This is a genomic window from Halorussus pelagicus, assembly GCF_004087835.1.
GTDB classification, from domain to species: Archaea; Halobacteriota; Halobacteria; order Halobacteriales; family Haladaptataceae; genus Halorussus; species Halorussus pelagicus.
On sequence record NZ_CP035119.1, the window covers coordinates 227,963 to 242,532 of the forward strand.

A 14,570-nucleotide genomic window follows, 5' to 3' on the forward strand; every position below is an offset into this window, starting at 1 on the left:
CGGTTCACCTGTTGTCTCGTATCGTGTCGAGAATCGCCTTGCCCATCTCGTCGGCCGAATGCACGCCGTCCACGCATCCGGTCTCGATTGCGCGGGCCGGAATGCCGAACACCGAACAGCTCTCCTCGTCCTGCGCGAGCGTGGCACCGCCAGCACCGGCGATGGCTTCGATTCCCTTCGCGCCGTCCGAACCCATGCCGGTGAGGACGACGCCGGTCAGCGGCCCGTCAACCGTCTCAGCGGCCGTCTCCATCGTCACGTCGATTGCCGGGCGGACGCCGTGGAGCGGTTCGTCCTGCGTCAGGCGCAGGCGCAGCCGACCGTTACCGTAGCCCGCGACCGCCATGTGGTAGTCGCCCTTCGCCACGACGGCCTCGCCCCCGCCGATGCGGATGCCGTCCTCGGCCTCCCGAACGTCGTACTCGCTCCGGCGGTCCAGTCGCTCGGCGAACCGACCGGTGAAGCCGTCGGGCATGTGCTGGACGACCAGCACCCGGAAGTCGGCCTCCCGCGGCAGACTCGACAGCACGCGCTCGACCACTCGCGGGCCACCCGTCGAGGCTCCGACGACGAGCGTCGGGTTCTCGACGTAGCCGTGGTCGGTGTCGAGCGTGTCGGAACTCGACGTGTCCACGTCCTCAACGGAGTCGGGGTCGGCCCGCGTCGCCGACTCGGCTTTCTCGACCAGTGCGTCGCCGTGGGCCGAAATCTCGGTCGAGACCTCGCCGCCCGGTTTGGCGAGGAAGTCAACCGCACCCTTTTCGAGCGCCTCGAAAGTCGCCTCCGCGCCGTCTTCTGTGTGGGCCGACAGCATCAGAATCGGGGTCGGATTCGTCGCCATAATCTCTTCGACGGCCTCGATGCCGTTCATCTGGGGCATCTCCACGTCCATCGTCACCACGTCCGGGTCGTGGGTGGCGACGGCTTCGACGCCCTCTCTGCCGTTGTTGGCCTGCGCGACGACTTCGATGCCGCCGTCTTCGAGGATATCAGAGATAACGGTCCGCATGAAATGGGAGTCGTCCACGACGACTGCCCGCGTCATGCTGAGATAACGTCCTCGATGGCGTCCATCACACTGGGTTTCTGGAAGGGTTTGGTGATGTAGCCGTCAGCGCCCGCCTTGATGGCGGCCTTCATTTTCTCTTCCTGTCCGATACTGGTACACATAATGATGTTCGAGTCGGGGTTCTCTTCTTTGATTTCGGAGGTCGCCTCGATACCGTCGCGGATGGGCATCACGATGTCCATCATCACGAGGTTCGGACTGTGTTCCTCGTAGAGTTCGATTGCCTCGACGCCGTTCTCGGCCTCGCCAGCGATTTCGAACTCCTCTTCCAGTATCTCCCGAAGTAGATTCCGCATAAATTCGGAGTCGTCTACGATGAGTACGTTCTTAGCCATGCGATAGTCACCAAGGGGTTGATTTGAAACGGGGTGAAATAAATTCTCCCCTCTGATTATCACGATTGATGCTGATTCCGTGGCGTTTTCGACGGAAGGAACTGTCCCGATTCATTTCAGCTGATCTATTATCGCGTCGATATCTATCCAGACAACGAGGTCGAGTCCGTCGCCGTTGGGCTTGCGAATGATGCCCCGCGAGACCTGTTCTTCGATGCCCCGCGTTTCGAGGTCCGAGAGGTCGTCGTCGGTGTCGATTTTGCTCTCGGGGTAGGTCGTGACCTCCAGCACCTCGTCAACCCGGATGCCGATTTTCTGCTTGTCGTCGGCCCGGTCCAACACGAGGACGTTCTGTTCCTCGCGCGTCGGTTGGTCGCCGTCGATGCCGAGGAACGTCCGGGGATTGATGATGGCGGTGGTCTCGCCCCGAAGGTCCATCACGCCGTCGATGGAGTCGGGCGTCCGGGGGATGCGCGTCACCTTCTTTATTTCCACGATGCTATCGACTTCCTCGATGTCGATAGCGCAGTAGTCCTCGCCGAGGCGGAACTCTACGACCTGTCGCGTCGGTCCCTCGGCGACCTCTGGCGAGTCGGTCTCGTCGGTTCCGTCACTAGCGTCGGTCTCCTGAACCTCCATAGCAGTCTCTAATATGAACATCGAACCCTAGCATGTAAAACCCACCCTCGTCTCTCGGATTTGATAATCGGCCGCGAGACGACGACGGGAGTCTCGCGCCGTCGCGGCGCGCAGGAGAAACCTACTTGTCACAGGAGTGTAATGACGGCGTATGGCTCGCGCCCTCCACCTCGTCGTCTGCGCGCTCGTCGTCGTCTCTGTTCTCGGCGTCGTCGCGCCCGGTACCGCCGCGCCACCGCCGCGACCGCTCTGTGACGCCTGCGGGGAGTCGTTCGAGGAGACCGCCGCCGCTGACGGCGTCGATATCACCGTCGAACGAAGCACCGCCACCGTCTCCGTCGCCCGGAACGGAACCGCGACGTGGGTCGTCCGGAACCGTCTCGCCGACTCCGCGGGCGTCGAGCGCCTGCGCGCGGACGCCACGCTCCGGGCGGAAATCGCCGACCGCGCGATGTGGGACACCGAGTTCGTCGCCGCGAACGTCTCCGGGAGCGTCCTGACGATGCGCTACCGCGAACCCCATTTCGCCGAGCGCTCGGTCGGCGGAACGCTCCGCTCCGGCGAGTTCACCGACAGTTACGGCTACCGAAACCTCCACGGTCTCGGTGCCGACCGCCTCGTCGTCGTCGCGCCCGAGGGGACGCGGGTCGGGTGGTCGGTGCCCGGCGCGACCGTTTCCGACGACGGCCGCCGGATGACGCTCACGGAGTTCGAGAACCGCGGATTCGTCACGTTCGTCCCGGACAAGACGGCGCTCGGTCCCCTACTGAGTCTGCTCGCCGTCGGGTCGCGGGTCGGTCCCGCGATGGGGACGAGTCTCCTCTTCTCGGTGCTGTTCCCGACCGGCGTCTTCGCACTCTCGGTCGGCGTCCTCGGGGGCGGACTCGCCCGCGTTGGCGGAACGTTCGAGCGCGTCGCCGAGCGCGCCGGAATCGTTCTCGCCGGATTCGGCGTCCTCCTGACGGGCGGGGCGCTCCTCGCCGGAGGCGTCTCTCTGCTCGGCGGGGTCGTCGCACCAGTGTTCGGCATCGGCGCGACCGCAGTTATTTTCGGCGCGTTGCTCGCGCGCCCCGGCGTCCGAGCGCGAGTGACGTATCGCCGACTCCTTGCGGCCGGAGCGCTCGGCGTCGTCCTCGCCGCGGGGACCACGCTGGTCGGTGCACTCGCGTTCGACCAGAACGGACTCACGCGCTCGCTACTGACCAGCTTTCCGCCACTGGTTGCGGTGTTCGCGCTGTTCCCGGCCGGATACGCGTTCGGCCGCGACAACTGGTCGCTCGCCGTGGCGACGGCGGCGGCCGGGTTCGCGCTCTCGGTGCTTCCGTTCGGGACGCTAATTACACCGACCTCGTGGTTCAGCTTGTTTATCGCTGTCCTCGTTGTCGCGTACGCGCTCGCGTTGACAGTCGTGGGAGCGCCGCTGCTCGTCGTCGGGATGTCGCTCGCGGGACCGTCCCCGGACGAGAAGCGACCGCCGGGAGAGAACTGAGTCGGGAGCGCGCACCGCGCGCCGCTGACGAACTTGGCGAGTCGAAACGGACCTCGGCGAGTCGAACCGGAGAGAACGAAAAGAACGACCAGTTAGTCACCGAACAGGCGGCCCTTGGGACTTCGCTTGTGGGCGCGCTCGATGGCTTGCTCCGCGTCGAGAATTTCACGTCACCTCACGTTCTCGGGCGGGAACACCATCCCACGGTCGTCCTGCACGGCCTCGAAAAGGTCCGCAATGGTGTCGTCGGGACCGAGGTCGTAGGTCTCCAAAATCGCTTGCAGGCACGACGGCGAGTAGCGCACCCGGACGTTCGACTCGGTGAGCAGGATTCCCAACACGTCCTCGACCGCGGTCTCGGTGGTCAACTGCTGGGCGTACCACCGCAGGAGACTGTCGAAGACCGCGCCCACGTCGTCGGAGAACATCTGCTGGTGGCTGATGGCGTCGTCGGATTTCGCGGTGACGTGGAAGCCGTATTTGGCCCGCACGCTGTCGAGGTCGTCTTCGAGCCACTCCTTGACCGCGCCCGAGTCCATCGGCCCGGCGGCGACCGTCTGCTCGCTAGACTCGGACGCTCTAGCGCCGCCGTCGCCGGACTGGGAGCCGTCGGACCCGGAATCGCCAGCGTCCTCGGGGACGGTGGGCCGCTGGTCGGTGCCGATGACGTATCGGTCCTGATCGAGCGAGACGACGTTCTCCTCGCTCTCGATGTCGAGTTCGTCGGGGGAGACCGCGCCGTCGTCGCTCGCGTGGTCGGTCGGGTCGAGGGCCGACCGCTCCTCGGGGTCCCGACCGTCGTCGGGCATCGGACACATTGGGAGTGAATACCGTTCGATTTCACATAAACCCACCGCCTACACTGACGTGCGGTGCGGTCTCGGGCGTCTCGCCGCCGATTCGAACCGCTCGGTTCGCCGAGAACTCTCGTTCGGTTCCCCAATCGAGCGACGATTCGTTCGGGAGGACGCAATTTTTGCTACGTCCCGCCGGATTTTCGACGATTGTTGTAGAGTGGATTTATTATCGTCGAACTACTCGTCACGAGTATCCAAATGAGCGTTCAACGTCCGACGACACGCATCGAGGAACTGCCGAGCGAACTGGAGTCGCCGCGCGCGAAACTGGTCTATCTCTATCTGCGGACCGCCGAGGCGTCGATAGACGAACTCCAGTCGGGTCTCGGCGTCAAGAAGATCACGCTGTACAGCATCCTGCGAACGCTTCGTGAGCGAGAACTCGTAGAGAAGCGGGACGGACGGTTCGCGGTAGCCGAGTAACTACTCCTCGTCGTCTTCGGGGCAGAGCTGGTCGGGTGTGCGCTGATAGCGCGGCGTGGCGACGAACTGCTGGATGCGCTCGCGTTCTTCTTTCGAGAGAGCCATAGGCGAAGGGACTCACGGCAAGACCAAAAAGACAGCGGCCGTCTCGACCGTTCGAGCAATCGCCTCTAGAGGGGCAGTAACAGGAGAAATCGGGGAGCGCACCGCGGTCGGGAAGCCGGGTCGAGGACCCCCGACAGCCATTTTAGCGCAGAAGCCTACTGTCCTTCGAGGGGGTTCGCATGTCTGGCAGTAACACGGCCACAGTTAGGGGGAGCAGCGATGTCTGAACCGGAGGACAAGTATCCCGAGGAGTCGGGACGACGGCGGTTCGTCAAGGGCGTCGTCGGGAGCGCGTCGCTCGCGGGTCTCGGCACCGTGGCCGCCACGGGTGTCGAGACGACGACGGCACCGACCGGGGCGGGTGGGGGCATCACCCAGTTCTACGGTCCGGAGAACACCGCGGGACCAGCGCCGCGGGCGATGCCCCAGATTCCGATAGAGATAGACGACGACGGGTTCGTCAAGGGCATCTGGCCCGAGCCGGAGACGGTCACCGAACAGGGTCGAGAAGTGACGGTGTCCAGAATGCAACTGGGCGACATCACCTACACCAGCGAGTGGTTCCAATACTGCGGGGTCCAGACCTACCCCGGCGTGGCGCCAGAGGCAGACCAGGATAACTTCTTCCGGTACGCGAGTTCGCCGCCCTACGAGTGGCAACAGGAGGCAGTGGAAGGCGGCGAAAAGGTCAACATCGAGCATTTCGAGGATTACGAGACGTGGAGCAACGGTATCGGCGAGGGCGGCCTCGGCAAGCCCGCGCTGGCGACGTGGCGCTCCCAAGACGTGCCGCCGAGCGGAACGCTCCCGATACAGATAATCCGGAGTACGCGCATCCGCGACATGGCCGAGCAGGGCAACGAATGGCTCTCGGCCAGCACTCAGGAGGGGTTCGTCGCCAACCTGAACAAGTGTACCCACTTCTGTTGCGTGCCGGGGTACAAGGCGCTGGCGTCCAGCGCCCGATTCGGCGCGGCCGACGAAATCTACTGTCAGTGTCATCAGTCGGTGTACGACCCGTTCAACATCGTCCAGACCTCGTTCGTCGCACTGCCGCGACCCGACGAGGAGTGACCGCACTCGGTCGCATCGCCACCGCGAACGTGTCAGTTACAGCACCTCACGACAAACGTTTTATAGCCCCAGTAATCATTCACAAGCGTTGAAACGTATGCTCTCGGCAGTCCTCGACAGGCTCAGGCGAATGGCGGGGTCCGCAGAGTCGAGTCCCGACGAGGAAGGAACTGCGCGCGAGGACGGTCCGGACCTCTACGAGTGCGAGGGCTGTGGGTCGGTGTTCATCTCGAAACCCGACCAGTGTTCGAGTTGCGAAGACGACGACTTCTCGAACGTCGGGACGTTCTAGCGAGCGATTCGGCGAGAAGTCGAACTCGAACGCAACCGCTCTGTCTACGGTTACACCCGGCCGCTCGTGGCGAACTTCACGGGCGACGCCGACTCGGAGGTTGTCATCGTGGACGTTCGAGGCACAGTAACACATCAGAATAAAAATCGGCAACAGGATTAATTAACTTCGAGGCAAGTGAGTTGAACACCGGCACGCAACCCCAGCGTGCCTCGCCACCCATGGAATCCGAAACCGCGTTCGACCTGCTGAGCAACGAGTACCGACGCGCCATCGTCGCCCTCCTCGACGAGCGAGGGTCGGTCCCCCGCGAGCAACTGCCGAGTCTCCTGCTCCCCCGCGACGGTTCCGACGAGGACGACGAGACCGACCGGCGTCAGTTGCGCATCGCGCTCCACCACAACCACCTGCCCCGCTTGGTCGATGCGGGCGTCGTCGCCGACGACGGCGAGACCGTTATTGCCACCGAAAAGTTGGCGTTCGTCGCGTCGCTGCTGGACGAGTCGGAGTGGGGTTTCCCGTCCGTGCAGACTGACCTCAACGAACAGATAATGGCGTTTTACGCGTAGGTGCGCGCTCCCTCCGCGCCTCCGGCAGGCCGGAGGCGCGAAGTCGTTGGCAAACTACCGGACTACTGCCGTCGCTGTCGAAGGTGAGAGGAAGCCAGGGGTGGGATTTGAACCCACGAACTCCCGATTACAAGTCGGGTGCTTGAACCGCCCAAGCTCCCCTGGCGCGTACCGGCACTTCTGGCTACTCCTTTGTGAGCGTATCGTTTTCGACCGATTTTTCCAGTTCGATTCGGTGGGGAGCGTAGCCGTGGCGGCGGTAGAACCGCCGGGCGTCGGCGTTGTCGGCCATCACTTCCAGCGAGACGGCGTCCGCGCCCGCGTCGGATAGTTCGGACTCGGCGGCGTCGAGCAGGGCCGACCCGACCCCCTCGCTTCGGCGCTCGGAGACGACGTAGAGGTTCTGGACGATACCGCGGAGCGTGTCCTGTTCGTAGCTGTTCGACTCGATGCCGAAGGTTACGAACCCGACGAGTGGGGCGTCGTCCGTCTCGCTCGTGTCGGGTTCGGCCGCCGCATCGTCGGTCTCGTCGCCGCCGGTTTCGTCGGTCTCGCCACCGGCGTTTGCGTCCTCCGGTTCGTCGTCCGCGTTCTTCGAGTTATCGTCCGTCTCCCTCGACTCATCGTCCGCGCGGGCGACGAGGAGTTCGTCGGCGACCGCGCGCTGTGCGATGGTCTCCCGGAGCGTCTGGCGGTTCTGTTCGGCTAGCAGGTGCGAGTCGAACTCGCGCTGGCCGTCCGCGAGTGCTACCCACAGGTCGGCGACGGCGTCGGCGTCCGCCGTCGTGCCGACTTCGATACCGACCATTCAGTTCCGGAGCGCCTCGACGGCGGGCAGGTCCTCGCCGGTCAGCATGTTGAGCGCCGCGCCGCCGCCGGTGCTGACGTGGTCGAAGCCCTCGATGTCGAACTTCCGGATGGCCGCGGCGGTGTCGCCGCCGCCGACGATGCTGTACTCGGCCGCCGTCGCAGTGGTGAACAGTTCGCGGGTGCCGCGAGCGAACGTCTCGTCCTCGAAGACGCCCGCCGGGCCGTTGAGGATGACCGTTCCCGAATCGCGGATTACCTCGCCGTACTCCGCAATTGTCGCGGACCCCACGTCCATCACGGTCTCGCCCTCTCGGGGCGGTAGGTCCTCGACCGCGATTTCGCGGCGCTCGCCGTCGCGTTCGACCGCTAAATCGACCGGGAGGCGGATGCGGTCGCCGTACTCCGCCAGCACGTCGGCCGCGCGGTCGATTTCGTCCCAGTAGCCCTGCTCGTAGACGAAGTCGGCGCTGGCGTCGCCGAGATCGGTCTCGTCGGCGAGCAAAAAGACGTTGGCGACGACGCCGGTCGTCAGCACTTCGTCGGCGAGACCGCGTTCGAGGACGCTCTCGGCGACGGCCAGCGAGTCGGGCACCTTCGCGCCGCCGACGACGTAGGTCCGCGGTTCGGGCGTCGCCTCGATGTCGCCCAGCACGTCGAGTTCCGCCTCCATGACGCGGCCCGCGTACCCCGGAATCCGGGTCGGAAAGCCGACGATGGAGGGTTGGGAACGATGCGCCGCCGCGAAGGCGTCGTTGACGTAGGCGTCCAGAACAGGTGCGAGTTTGTCCACGAGTTCGGTCTCCCCGGCGCGGTCGGCGGAAAACTCCATGTACTCCTCGCTGTAGAATCGGGTGTTTTCCAGCACGACCGCCTGTCCGTCGTCCAGACCTTCGACCGCGCGGCGGGCCTCTCCCGAGAAGGTGCCGTCGGCGTACCCGACCGGCGCGTCGAGCAGTTCGTCGAGTCGTCGCGCGTGCGGGCGGAGGTCCCTGAACTCCTCGCCGCCCGGTCGGCCCTGATGGGCGAGGACAGCCACGCGACCGCCGCGGTCGAGCAGTTCCGAGAGAGTCTCGACGTGGGCACGGAGGCGGGCGTCGTCGGCGAGCGCGCCCTCCTCGGTCAGGGGGCTGTTGATGTCGATACGCACTCCCAGCGTGGTCCCTCGGACGGCGAGGTCGTCGAGGGTCTCTATCGCCATGTACGTGTGTCCAACATCGGGAGGGAAATATGTGTCGGGCCATCCGACAAATAAAAATTCGTTTTCGAGTGAATTTTCAGCGAGTATGTGATATCTTCACAATCAACAGACGTTTTTATACCCCGTCAGAGAGATTTTGGAAGACTATGACAACCACGGCGACGATTCCGCACTCGGAGTTCGAAAGCGAACTCTGACTGCGACGACGAGCCGGACGACGACGAACCGCGCTCGAACGCCGCTTTCTCCCGCGTCAGTTCTCGGGGCGATTGAACTATCAGGACGCGCCGCGGGAATCATACATAATAGTTTATTGCTATCACGTCGTGTGATACGTCGGAGATGTCAGAGAAATATCGAACGACGCGACGGGTGTATTTAAAAGGCGCGACGGCCGCGGGGGTGGCCGGGCTGACCGGACTGTCAACGTCGGCGGGTGCCCGACAGGGCGGAGCCATCCAGATGGGGTCGATTCTCCCCATCACGGGGAACTTGAGCGCGTACGGAAGCGGGATGCAGAAAGCGGTCAACATTGCCGTCCAAGACGTGAACGACGCGGGCGGGCCGTTGGACCGCCAGATAAACGTGACCAACACCGACAGCCAGACCCAACCGTCTCGGGCCATCCAGCAGTACAACACGCTGGTCAACGAGCAGAACATCATCGGATTCGTCGGCGCGGCGTCCAGCGGCGTCTCGGTCCCGCTGGCTCAGAACGTCGCCGCCGACCAAGTGATGCAGATGAGCAACGCCAGCACCTCGCCTGCCCTCTCAGAAATCGGTTACAACGAGGACGAGAGTATCAAGTATTTCGGCCGGACAGCGCCCAACGACGCCCAGCAGGGCATCGTGATGGGTCGCATCCTAAGCGACGACCAGTACATCGGGGCGGACAGAGCGGCGTTTCTCTTCGTGGACAACCCCTACGGGCAGGGTCTCGCCGAGCGCGCCCGCGAGCAGTTCCAAGGCGAAACCGTCGGGATGGTCGGCTACAGCCAGCGGGCCAGCGACTACACCTCGACGCTCGACTCGCTGTTCCAGAACGACCCCGACGCAATCGGGTTCATCGGCTACCCCGGTAACGGTCGGACCATCCTCAACCAGTGGAACAACGGGGGCTACGGCGGCGAGTGGGTCCTCAGCGAGGGCCTGAACTCCACGGAGTTCCTGAGCGGTCTGAGCAACATCACGTCGGGGATGTATCTCGCCTCACCCGACCCCGAAGAGACGCAGGGCCGGACCACCTTTGAGGAGAAGATGGGCGACCAAGCCGGAACGCTGTTCGCCCCGCACGCGTACGACGGCCTGTTCCTACAGGCGCTAGCCATGGAGACCGCGGGCGAGGCGTCCGGAACCGCCATCGCACAGAACATCCGGTCGGTCTCGCAGGAGGGTGAGACGGTCACCGTCGGCGAGTTCCAGCGAGCCAAGGACCTGCTCGCCAACGGCGAGGACATCAACTATCAGGGCGCGTCGAGTCCCGTCAACCTCAACGAGGCGCTCGAACCGCTCAACCAGTTCGCAATCCTGCAGGTTCAGGACGACGGTTCGACCGAGGTGCTGGAGACGATTCCCCGGAGCTTCTTCCAAGGCCGACTCGGCGGCGGCAGTGGCGGCACGACCACGACGACCCAAGGGTAGGACCGCGACGAGCGAGCATATTTTTCCACTCGAAGCGACCGACGACCAGCGACGCCAGAGTTTAAACCCGAAGACGGGACGAAGGTTGCTCGGACGTCTCGTGCGGTTCCGGCCGTGGTCGGGTCGGGACCGCCAGTCCGACTACCCTGAGAGAGGGCTGAGCCACGCGAGAGCATCAGATGGGCGTACGTCGGGAGTGACGACCGCCGAGCCGGTAAAGTTAGCGACGACCGACAGGATAGGGACAGAACAGCTAGCTTCGGCCTCGAACACAGGTGTCGCCGCCACCGCATAGCACCGCGAGCGCCACTGCACAGCACTGCAATCGCTACTGCACAGCACTGCGACCGCCACCGTACAGCGAGACCTCACGCCCCCAACAGTCGAAAAACGTGGCGCTAGTCGTCCGTCGCCGCCTCGCCGGTGTCGCCGCCGCCACCGGCACCGAGGTACAGCTCCGTCACCTCGTCGTTGTCCAGCAGGGCCTCGCCCGAATCCTCGAAGCGGTTCTCGCCCATCTCCAGCACGTAGCCCCGGTCGGAGTTCCGCAGGGCCTTCCGGGCGTTCTGCTCGACCATCAGGATGGCCGTGCCCGACTCGTTGATCTCGATTATCTTCTCGAACACCTCGTCCACGAGGTCGGGTGCGAGACCGGCCGAGGGTTCGTCCACCAGCATCAGGTCCGGGTCCACCATCAGCCCGCGGCCCATCGCCAGCATCTGCTGTTGGCCGCCGGACATGGTGCCCGCCTTCTGGTTCTGGCGCTCTTCCAGAATCGGGAACCGGTCGAACACCTCCTGAAGGGCATCCTCAGGCATCGAGTCGAGGATGTACGCGCCCATCTCCAAGTTCTCCCGGACGGTGAGATTCGGGAAGACGTTGTCCACCTGCGGGACGTAACACATCCCCTCGCGGGTGATTTCGTCCGGTCGGAGGTCAGTGATGGCCGCGCCGTCGAACGTGACCGACCCCTCCCAGCAGTCGATGAGACCGAACACAGCCTTCATCAACGTGGACTTCCCGGCACCGTTCGGGCCGATGATGCAGACGATTTCGTCGTCTGCCACATCCATCGAGACGCCGTGGAGGATTTGGGCGTCGCCGTAGCCCGAGACGATGTCACGGGCTTCGAGTAGCGCCACGAGTTATCCCCCCAAGTAGGCGTCCACAACCCGTTGGTCGTTCTGTACCTCTTGTGGCGTCCCTTGCATGAGCTTCTTGCCTTGGTCCATGACGATGATGGTGTCCGAGAGGTTCATGATGACCTCCATGTCGTGTTCGACGATGCAGAACGTGTAGCCCTGCTCACGCAGGCTCTCGATTCGTTCGAGCAACTTCTCGGTCAGCGCGGGGTTGACCCCGGCGACTGGCTCGTCCAGCAGGATGAGGTCGGGGTCGGTCATCAGCACCCGGCCGAGTTCCAGCAGTTTGCGCTGGCCGCCCGAGAGGTTGCCCGCATACTCGTTGGTGAGGTGGTCGATTTCGAGGAACTCCAACATCTCGACGGCGCGCTCGCGCACGTCGTTTTCTTCGTCTTCGACCGCGCCGCGGCGGAACCACGCGCTCGTCAGACGCTCACCGCGCTGGTCTTGGGGTGCGAGCATCAGGTTCTCCAGCACGGTCATCCCCTGTAGCTCGCGGGTTAACTGGAACGTCCGCGAGAGACCCGCCTGCGAGACCCGGAACGGGCGCTTGTTCTTCACGTCGAGGTAGTCGTTCTTCACCTTCTCCTCGGCCTGATAGACCCCAGCGCCCAGTCCCGCACCGACGAGCGCCGCGCCGCCGAGTCCGAGCGTCGAGACCCCGGCCGAGGCGGCGGCCGCGAGGCCGACGCCGCCGAAAGTCATCCCGGACGCGCTCATCCAGATTCCCTGTTCGGTCCCGCTCGCGCGCATGATGTCTTGGAGGTCGGTGTCCCGATACCGGATATCACCGCTGTCGGGTTCGTAGAACCCGCTGATGAGGTTGAACGTCGTCGTCTTCCCGGCCCCGTTGGGACCGATGAGACCCGTGACGGTGCCCTCCTCGACCTCGAAAGTCGCGCCGTCAACCGCGGTGATGCCGCCGAAAGTCTTGCGCAGGCCCTCGACTTCGAGTATCGATTCGCCGGTGCCGTGGGTTTCGCGGTCGGATTCGGCTGTTTCGCTCATTCTTCTGCCACCTCCGCGACCGTTCGTTTCTCGCCCCACAGCCCTTCGGGGCGGTAGTAGAGGATGATTATCAGGAGCGCGCCGATGAAGGCGAGTCGGAGCGCCTGCACCGACGACCTCGCCGCAGTCGGGAAGAACCCGGCGATGTCGGCGGTCGCCTTCTGGAAGGCCCAGTAGATGGTCGCGCCCAGAATCATTCCCTTGTTGTTGGCGGTGCCGCCGATGATGAGCGCGAGGAACGCGATGAACGTCACCCGCGGCGCGAACATCGTGTGGACGAGACTCTGGAAGTAGATGGCGGTCAGGCCACCGGCGAACCCGGCCAGCGCCGACCCGAGCATCATGCTCTGGACCTTGTAGGCGAAGGTGTTCTTGCCAAGCGAGGTCGCCACGTCCTCGTCCTCGCGGATGGCCTTCAGCACCCGGCCGAACGGCGACTCGACCGTAATCTCCGCGAGGTAGTACAGCATCCCGAGCGACGCCAGCGTCAGCACCAGCAGGAATCGCGCGTAGTCGAACTCCGCGCTTCCGGCTTGGAACTTCAACAGCCAGAGCAGGTTCTGAATAGTATTGTCCGCGACCGCACCCGCGCCCGCGCGTTGGAACGGCGTGATGCTCGCCATCACGAAGTACCGGATGGCAAACAACCAAATCGCGCCGACGCCGACGATGCGGACGAACTCGACGCCCGACCCGAACCGGTTCCAGTTCGACCCGAGGTAGTAGACGGCGTAGAGGAACGCGACGAGCATTCCGACCGTCCCGAACAGACCGACGCCGCTCATCGCGTCACCCGACCCGCCACCGAGGACGATGAGCGGGACGAAACACGCGACGAAGACGACCGCGAGACCGAGCGCGACGCCGAAGTCGCGCGCCGAGAGGTCGCTGTACCGTCGGACGACGGCGACTGCGCCGAAGACCCATGTGAACAGCGAGAACGCCGCGAGGAAGACGAACGCGATCATCGGCGAGTCGCCCGCGAGGAACGCACCACCGAAGGCGGCCACCGCGGTGACGGCCCCGGCCATCGGCGCATAGCGGCGGTTCGCGCCGTAGAAGCCAGTGGTAATGGCTCCGAAGACGACGACCCCGAACAGCCAGTCGAGGTTCACGCCGAGGAGCGTCCACCACTCGAAGGCCTGCCACGCGACGGCTCCGGCCGCGAGACCGAAGACCGCGCCGCCGCCGAGCAGGAGTCGCTGTTCGGACGCGCCGGTCTCCGTGCGCGAGCGGCGGGCCGCGACGTAACCGACACCGAGCGTCGTCAGCGCGAGCAGGCCATCGACGACCCACCCGCCGACGCCCGGCGTCCCCGAAATGGTGCGGCCCGCGGCGACGCCGCCGTCGGCCTTCGGCTCACCGCCGTCAGACGCGAGTTCCGAGTCGCGCCCGGTACCGACTTGCGCGAGCAGGTAGGTCGCCGCCGTCCAGAGGACGAGGACGACGAATCCGAGGAGCGCGGCGGCCTGCAACGTGTCGGCCGGGAGCGGGAAGTGGCTCCGAAACGGCTGGCTGAAGCCGCGGAGCGAACCGGGACCGTTGGCCAGCCAGCCCTCCGACTGGACGATGCGCTTCAGGATAACCGAGATGCCGAGGACGGCGATTGCTAGATAGTCCTCCCGGAGACGTATCGCCGGGAGCGCGACCAGCATTCCGAGGAGTCCGGCCACGACCGTCCCGACCGCGATGGCCGGGAGCCACGGCCAACTCCACCCCAGAATGTACGTGGCGAACTGCTGTTCGCTGGCTGGCGGAAGGACCAGCAACGCGGTGACGTACGCACCCATCAAATAGAACGCCACATGGCCAATGTCGAGCAGGCCGGTGTAGCCGAACTTAATGTTCAGTCCGAGCGCGAGTATCGCGTAGATGCCCACGATGGTGCCGAGCGAAACCAGACTGGATGACAGTGCCAT

Annotated in this window: 15 protein-coding genes and 1 tRNA gene; 6 read left to right on the forward strand and 10 right to left on the reverse strand. The window is 64.6% G+C overall.

Annotated elements, in window-relative coordinates:
• Positions 1–4: 4 nt before the first annotated feature.
• The 3 genes from cheB to EP007_RS01150 all read right to left on the reverse strand — a co-directional run bounded on the left by cheB (position 5) and on the right by EP007_RS01150 (position 2,043).
• Entirely contained in the window at positions 5–1,045 is a 1,041-nt protein-coding gene (gene cheB, locus EP007_RS01140) for a chemotaxis-specific protein-glutamate methyltransferase CheB (RefSeq protein WP_128475898.1), read from the reverse strand.
• On the reverse strand, positions 1,042–1,404 hold the full coding sequence (cheY, locus tag EP007_RS01145) for a chemotaxis protein CheY (RefSeq protein WP_128475899.1): 363 nt from the start codon (positions 1,402–1,404) through the stop codon (positions 1,042–1,044). The genes cheB and cheY overlap by 4 nt, the downstream gene beginning before the upstream one ends.
• A 111-nt stretch (positions 1,405–1,515) precedes the next feature.
• Positions 1,516–2,043: a chemotaxis protein CheW gene (locus EP007_RS01150; RefSeq protein WP_128475900.1), complete on the reverse strand. Its 528-nt coding sequence runs from the start codon at positions 2,041–2,043 to the stop codon at positions 1,516–1,518.
• A 151-nt stretch (positions 2,044–2,194) separates the two neighbouring features.
• On the opposite strand from EP007_RS01150, the gene EP007_RS01155 reads away from it, so the two are divergent.
• On the forward strand, positions 2,195–3,532 hold the full coding sequence (locus EP007_RS01155; protein WP_128475901.1) for a hypothetical protein: 1,338 nt from the start codon (positions 2,195–2,197) through the stop codon (positions 3,530–3,532).
• 170 nt (positions 3,533–3,702) lie between these two features.
• Here EP007_RS01155 and EP007_RS01160 read toward each other — a convergent pair whose 3' ends face one another.
• Positions 3,703–4,350, reverse strand: a complete 648-nt coding sequence (locus EP007_RS01160; RefSeq protein WP_128475902.1) for a DUF7500 family protein — start codon at positions 4,348–4,350, stop codon at positions 3,703–3,705.
• Between the two features lie 237 nt (positions 4,351–4,587).
• Between EP007_RS01160 and EP007_RS01165 the strand changes: the two genes are divergently transcribed.
• The 4 genes from EP007_RS01165 to EP007_RS01180 all read left to right on the forward strand — a co-directional run bounded on the left by EP007_RS01165 (position 4,588) and on the right by EP007_RS01180 (position 6,852).
• The gene (locus EP007_RS01165; RefSeq protein ID WP_128475903.1) at positions 4,588–4,812 is read left to right on the forward strand and encodes a TrmB family transcriptional regulator; all 225 of its coding nucleotides are present in this window, start codon (positions 4,588–4,590) and stop codon (positions 4,810–4,812) included.
• 324 nt (positions 4,813–5,136) lie between these two features.
• Positions 5,137–5,991 (forward strand): Rieske (2Fe-2S) protein, encoded by an 855-nt coding sequence (locus EP007_RS01170; protein ID WP_128475904.1) that lies wholly within the window; start codon positions 5,137–5,139, stop codon positions 5,989–5,991.
• Positions 5,992–6,079: 88 nt separating this feature from the next.
• Positions 6,080–6,283 carry a hypothetical protein gene (locus EP007_RS01175; protein WP_128475905.1) on the forward strand — a complete coding sequence of 68 codons (204 nt, stop codon included), beginning with the start codon at positions 6,080–6,082 and terminating at the stop codon, positions 6,281–6,283.
• 221 nt (positions 6,284–6,504) lie between these two features.
• Positions 6,505–6,852 carry a DUF7344 domain-containing protein gene (locus EP007_RS01180; protein ID WP_128475906.1) on the forward strand — a complete coding sequence of 116 codons (348 nt, stop codon included), beginning with the start codon at positions 6,505–6,507 and terminating at the stop codon, positions 6,850–6,852.
• A 92-nt stretch (positions 6,853–6,944) separates the two neighbouring features.
• Here EP007_RS01180 and EP007_RS01185 read toward each other — a convergent pair.
• From EP007_RS01185 to EP007_RS01195, 3 genes are all read right to left on the reverse strand, one after another.
• A tRNA-Thr gene (locus EP007_RS01185) sits at positions 6,945–7,018 on the reverse strand.
• Positions 7,019–7,036: 18 nt separating this feature from the next.
• Positions 7,037–7,660, reverse strand: coding sequence for a GNAT family N-acetyltransferase (locus tag EP007_RS01190; protein WP_128475907.1), 624 nt, complete (start codon positions 7,658–7,660; stop codon positions 7,037–7,039).
• The gene (locus tag EP007_RS01195; RefSeq protein ID WP_128475908.1) at positions 7,661–8,860 is read right to left on the reverse strand and encodes a phosphoglycerate kinase; all 1,200 of its coding nucleotides are present in this window, start codon (positions 8,858–8,860) and stop codon (positions 7,661–7,663) included. It abuts the gene before it with no gap.
• A gap of 342 nt (positions 8,861–9,202) precedes the next feature.
• Between EP007_RS01195 and EP007_RS01200 the strand changes: the two genes are divergently transcribed.
• Positions 9,203–10,501, forward strand: coding sequence for an ABC transporter substrate-binding protein (locus EP007_RS01200; RefSeq protein WP_128475909.1), 1,299 nt, complete (start codon positions 9,203–9,205; stop codon positions 10,499–10,501).
• Between the two features lie 398 nt (positions 10,502–10,899).
• Here EP007_RS01200 and EP007_RS01205 read toward each other — a convergent pair whose 3' ends face one another.
• From EP007_RS01205 to EP007_RS01215, 3 genes are read right to left on the reverse strand one after another with little or no spacing between them, the layout of a single operon-like run.
• Complete coding sequence (locus EP007_RS01205) at positions 10,900–11,643, reverse strand: ABC transporter ATP-binding protein (protein ID WP_243700416.1); 744 nt, start codon at positions 11,641–11,643, stop codon at positions 10,900–10,902.
• Between the two features lie 3 nt (positions 11,644–11,646).
• Positions 11,647–12,651, reverse strand: coding sequence for an ABC transporter ATP-binding protein (locus EP007_RS01210; protein WP_128475910.1), 1,005 nt, complete (start codon positions 12,649–12,651; stop codon positions 11,647–11,649).
• Positions 12,648–14,570, reverse strand: coding sequence for a branched-chain amino acid ABC transporter permease (locus tag EP007_RS01215; protein ID WP_128475911.1), 1,923 nt, complete (start codon positions 14,568–14,570; stop codon positions 12,648–12,650). The genes EP007_RS01210 and EP007_RS01215 overlap by 4 nt, the downstream gene beginning before the upstream one ends.

Bases quoted from the DNA above. Each gene is read 5' to 3' on its own strand.
- cheB (WP_128475898.1), bottom strand. From the start codon at position 1,045: ATGACGCGGGCAGTCGTCGTGGACGACTCCCATTTCATGCGGACCGTT.
- cheY (WP_128475899.1), bottom strand. From the start codon at position 1,404: ATGGCTAAGAACGTACTCATCGTAGACGACTCCGAATTTATGCGGAAT.
- EP007_RS01150 (WP_128475900.1), bottom strand. From the start codon at position 2,043: ATGGAGGTTCAGGAGACCGACGCTAGTGACGGAACCGACGAGACCGAC.
- EP007_RS01155 (WP_128475901.1), top strand. From the start codon at position 2,195: ATGGCTCGCGCCCTCCACCTCGTCGTCTGCGCGCTCGTCGTCGTCTCT.
- EP007_RS01160 (WP_128475902.1), bottom strand. From the start codon at position 4,350: ATGTGTCCGATGCCCGACGACGGTCGGGACCCCGAGGAGCGGTCGGCC.
- EP007_RS01165 (WP_128475903.1), top strand. From the start codon at position 4,588: ATGAGCGTTCAACGTCCGACGACACGCATCGAGGAACTGCCGAGCGAA.
- EP007_RS01170 (WP_128475904.1), top strand. From the start codon at position 5,137: ATGTCTGAACCGGAGGACAAGTATCCCGAGGAGTCGGGACGACGGCGG.
- EP007_RS01180 (WP_128475906.1), top strand. From the start codon at position 6,505: ATGGAATCCGAAACCGCGTTCGACCTGCTGAGCAACGAGTACCGACGC.
- EP007_RS01190 (WP_128475907.1), bottom strand. From the start codon at position 7,660: ATGGTCGGTATCGAAGTCGGCACGACGGCGGACGCCGACGCCGTCGCC.
- EP007_RS01195 (WP_128475908.1), bottom strand. From the start codon at position 8,860: ATGGCGATAGAGACCCTCGACGACCTCGCCGTCCGAGGGACCACGCTG.
- EP007_RS01200 (WP_128475909.1), top strand. From the start codon at position 9,203: ATGTCAGAGAAATATCGAACGACGCGACGGGTGTATTTAAAAGGCGCG.
- EP007_RS01210 (WP_128475910.1), bottom strand. From the start codon at position 12,651: ATGAGCGAAACAGCCGAATCCGACCGCGAAACCCACGGCACCGGCGAA.
- EP007_RS01215 (WP_128475911.1), bottom strand. From the start codon at position 14,570: ATGGCACTGTCATCCAGTCTGGTTTCGCTCGGCACCATCGTGGGCATC.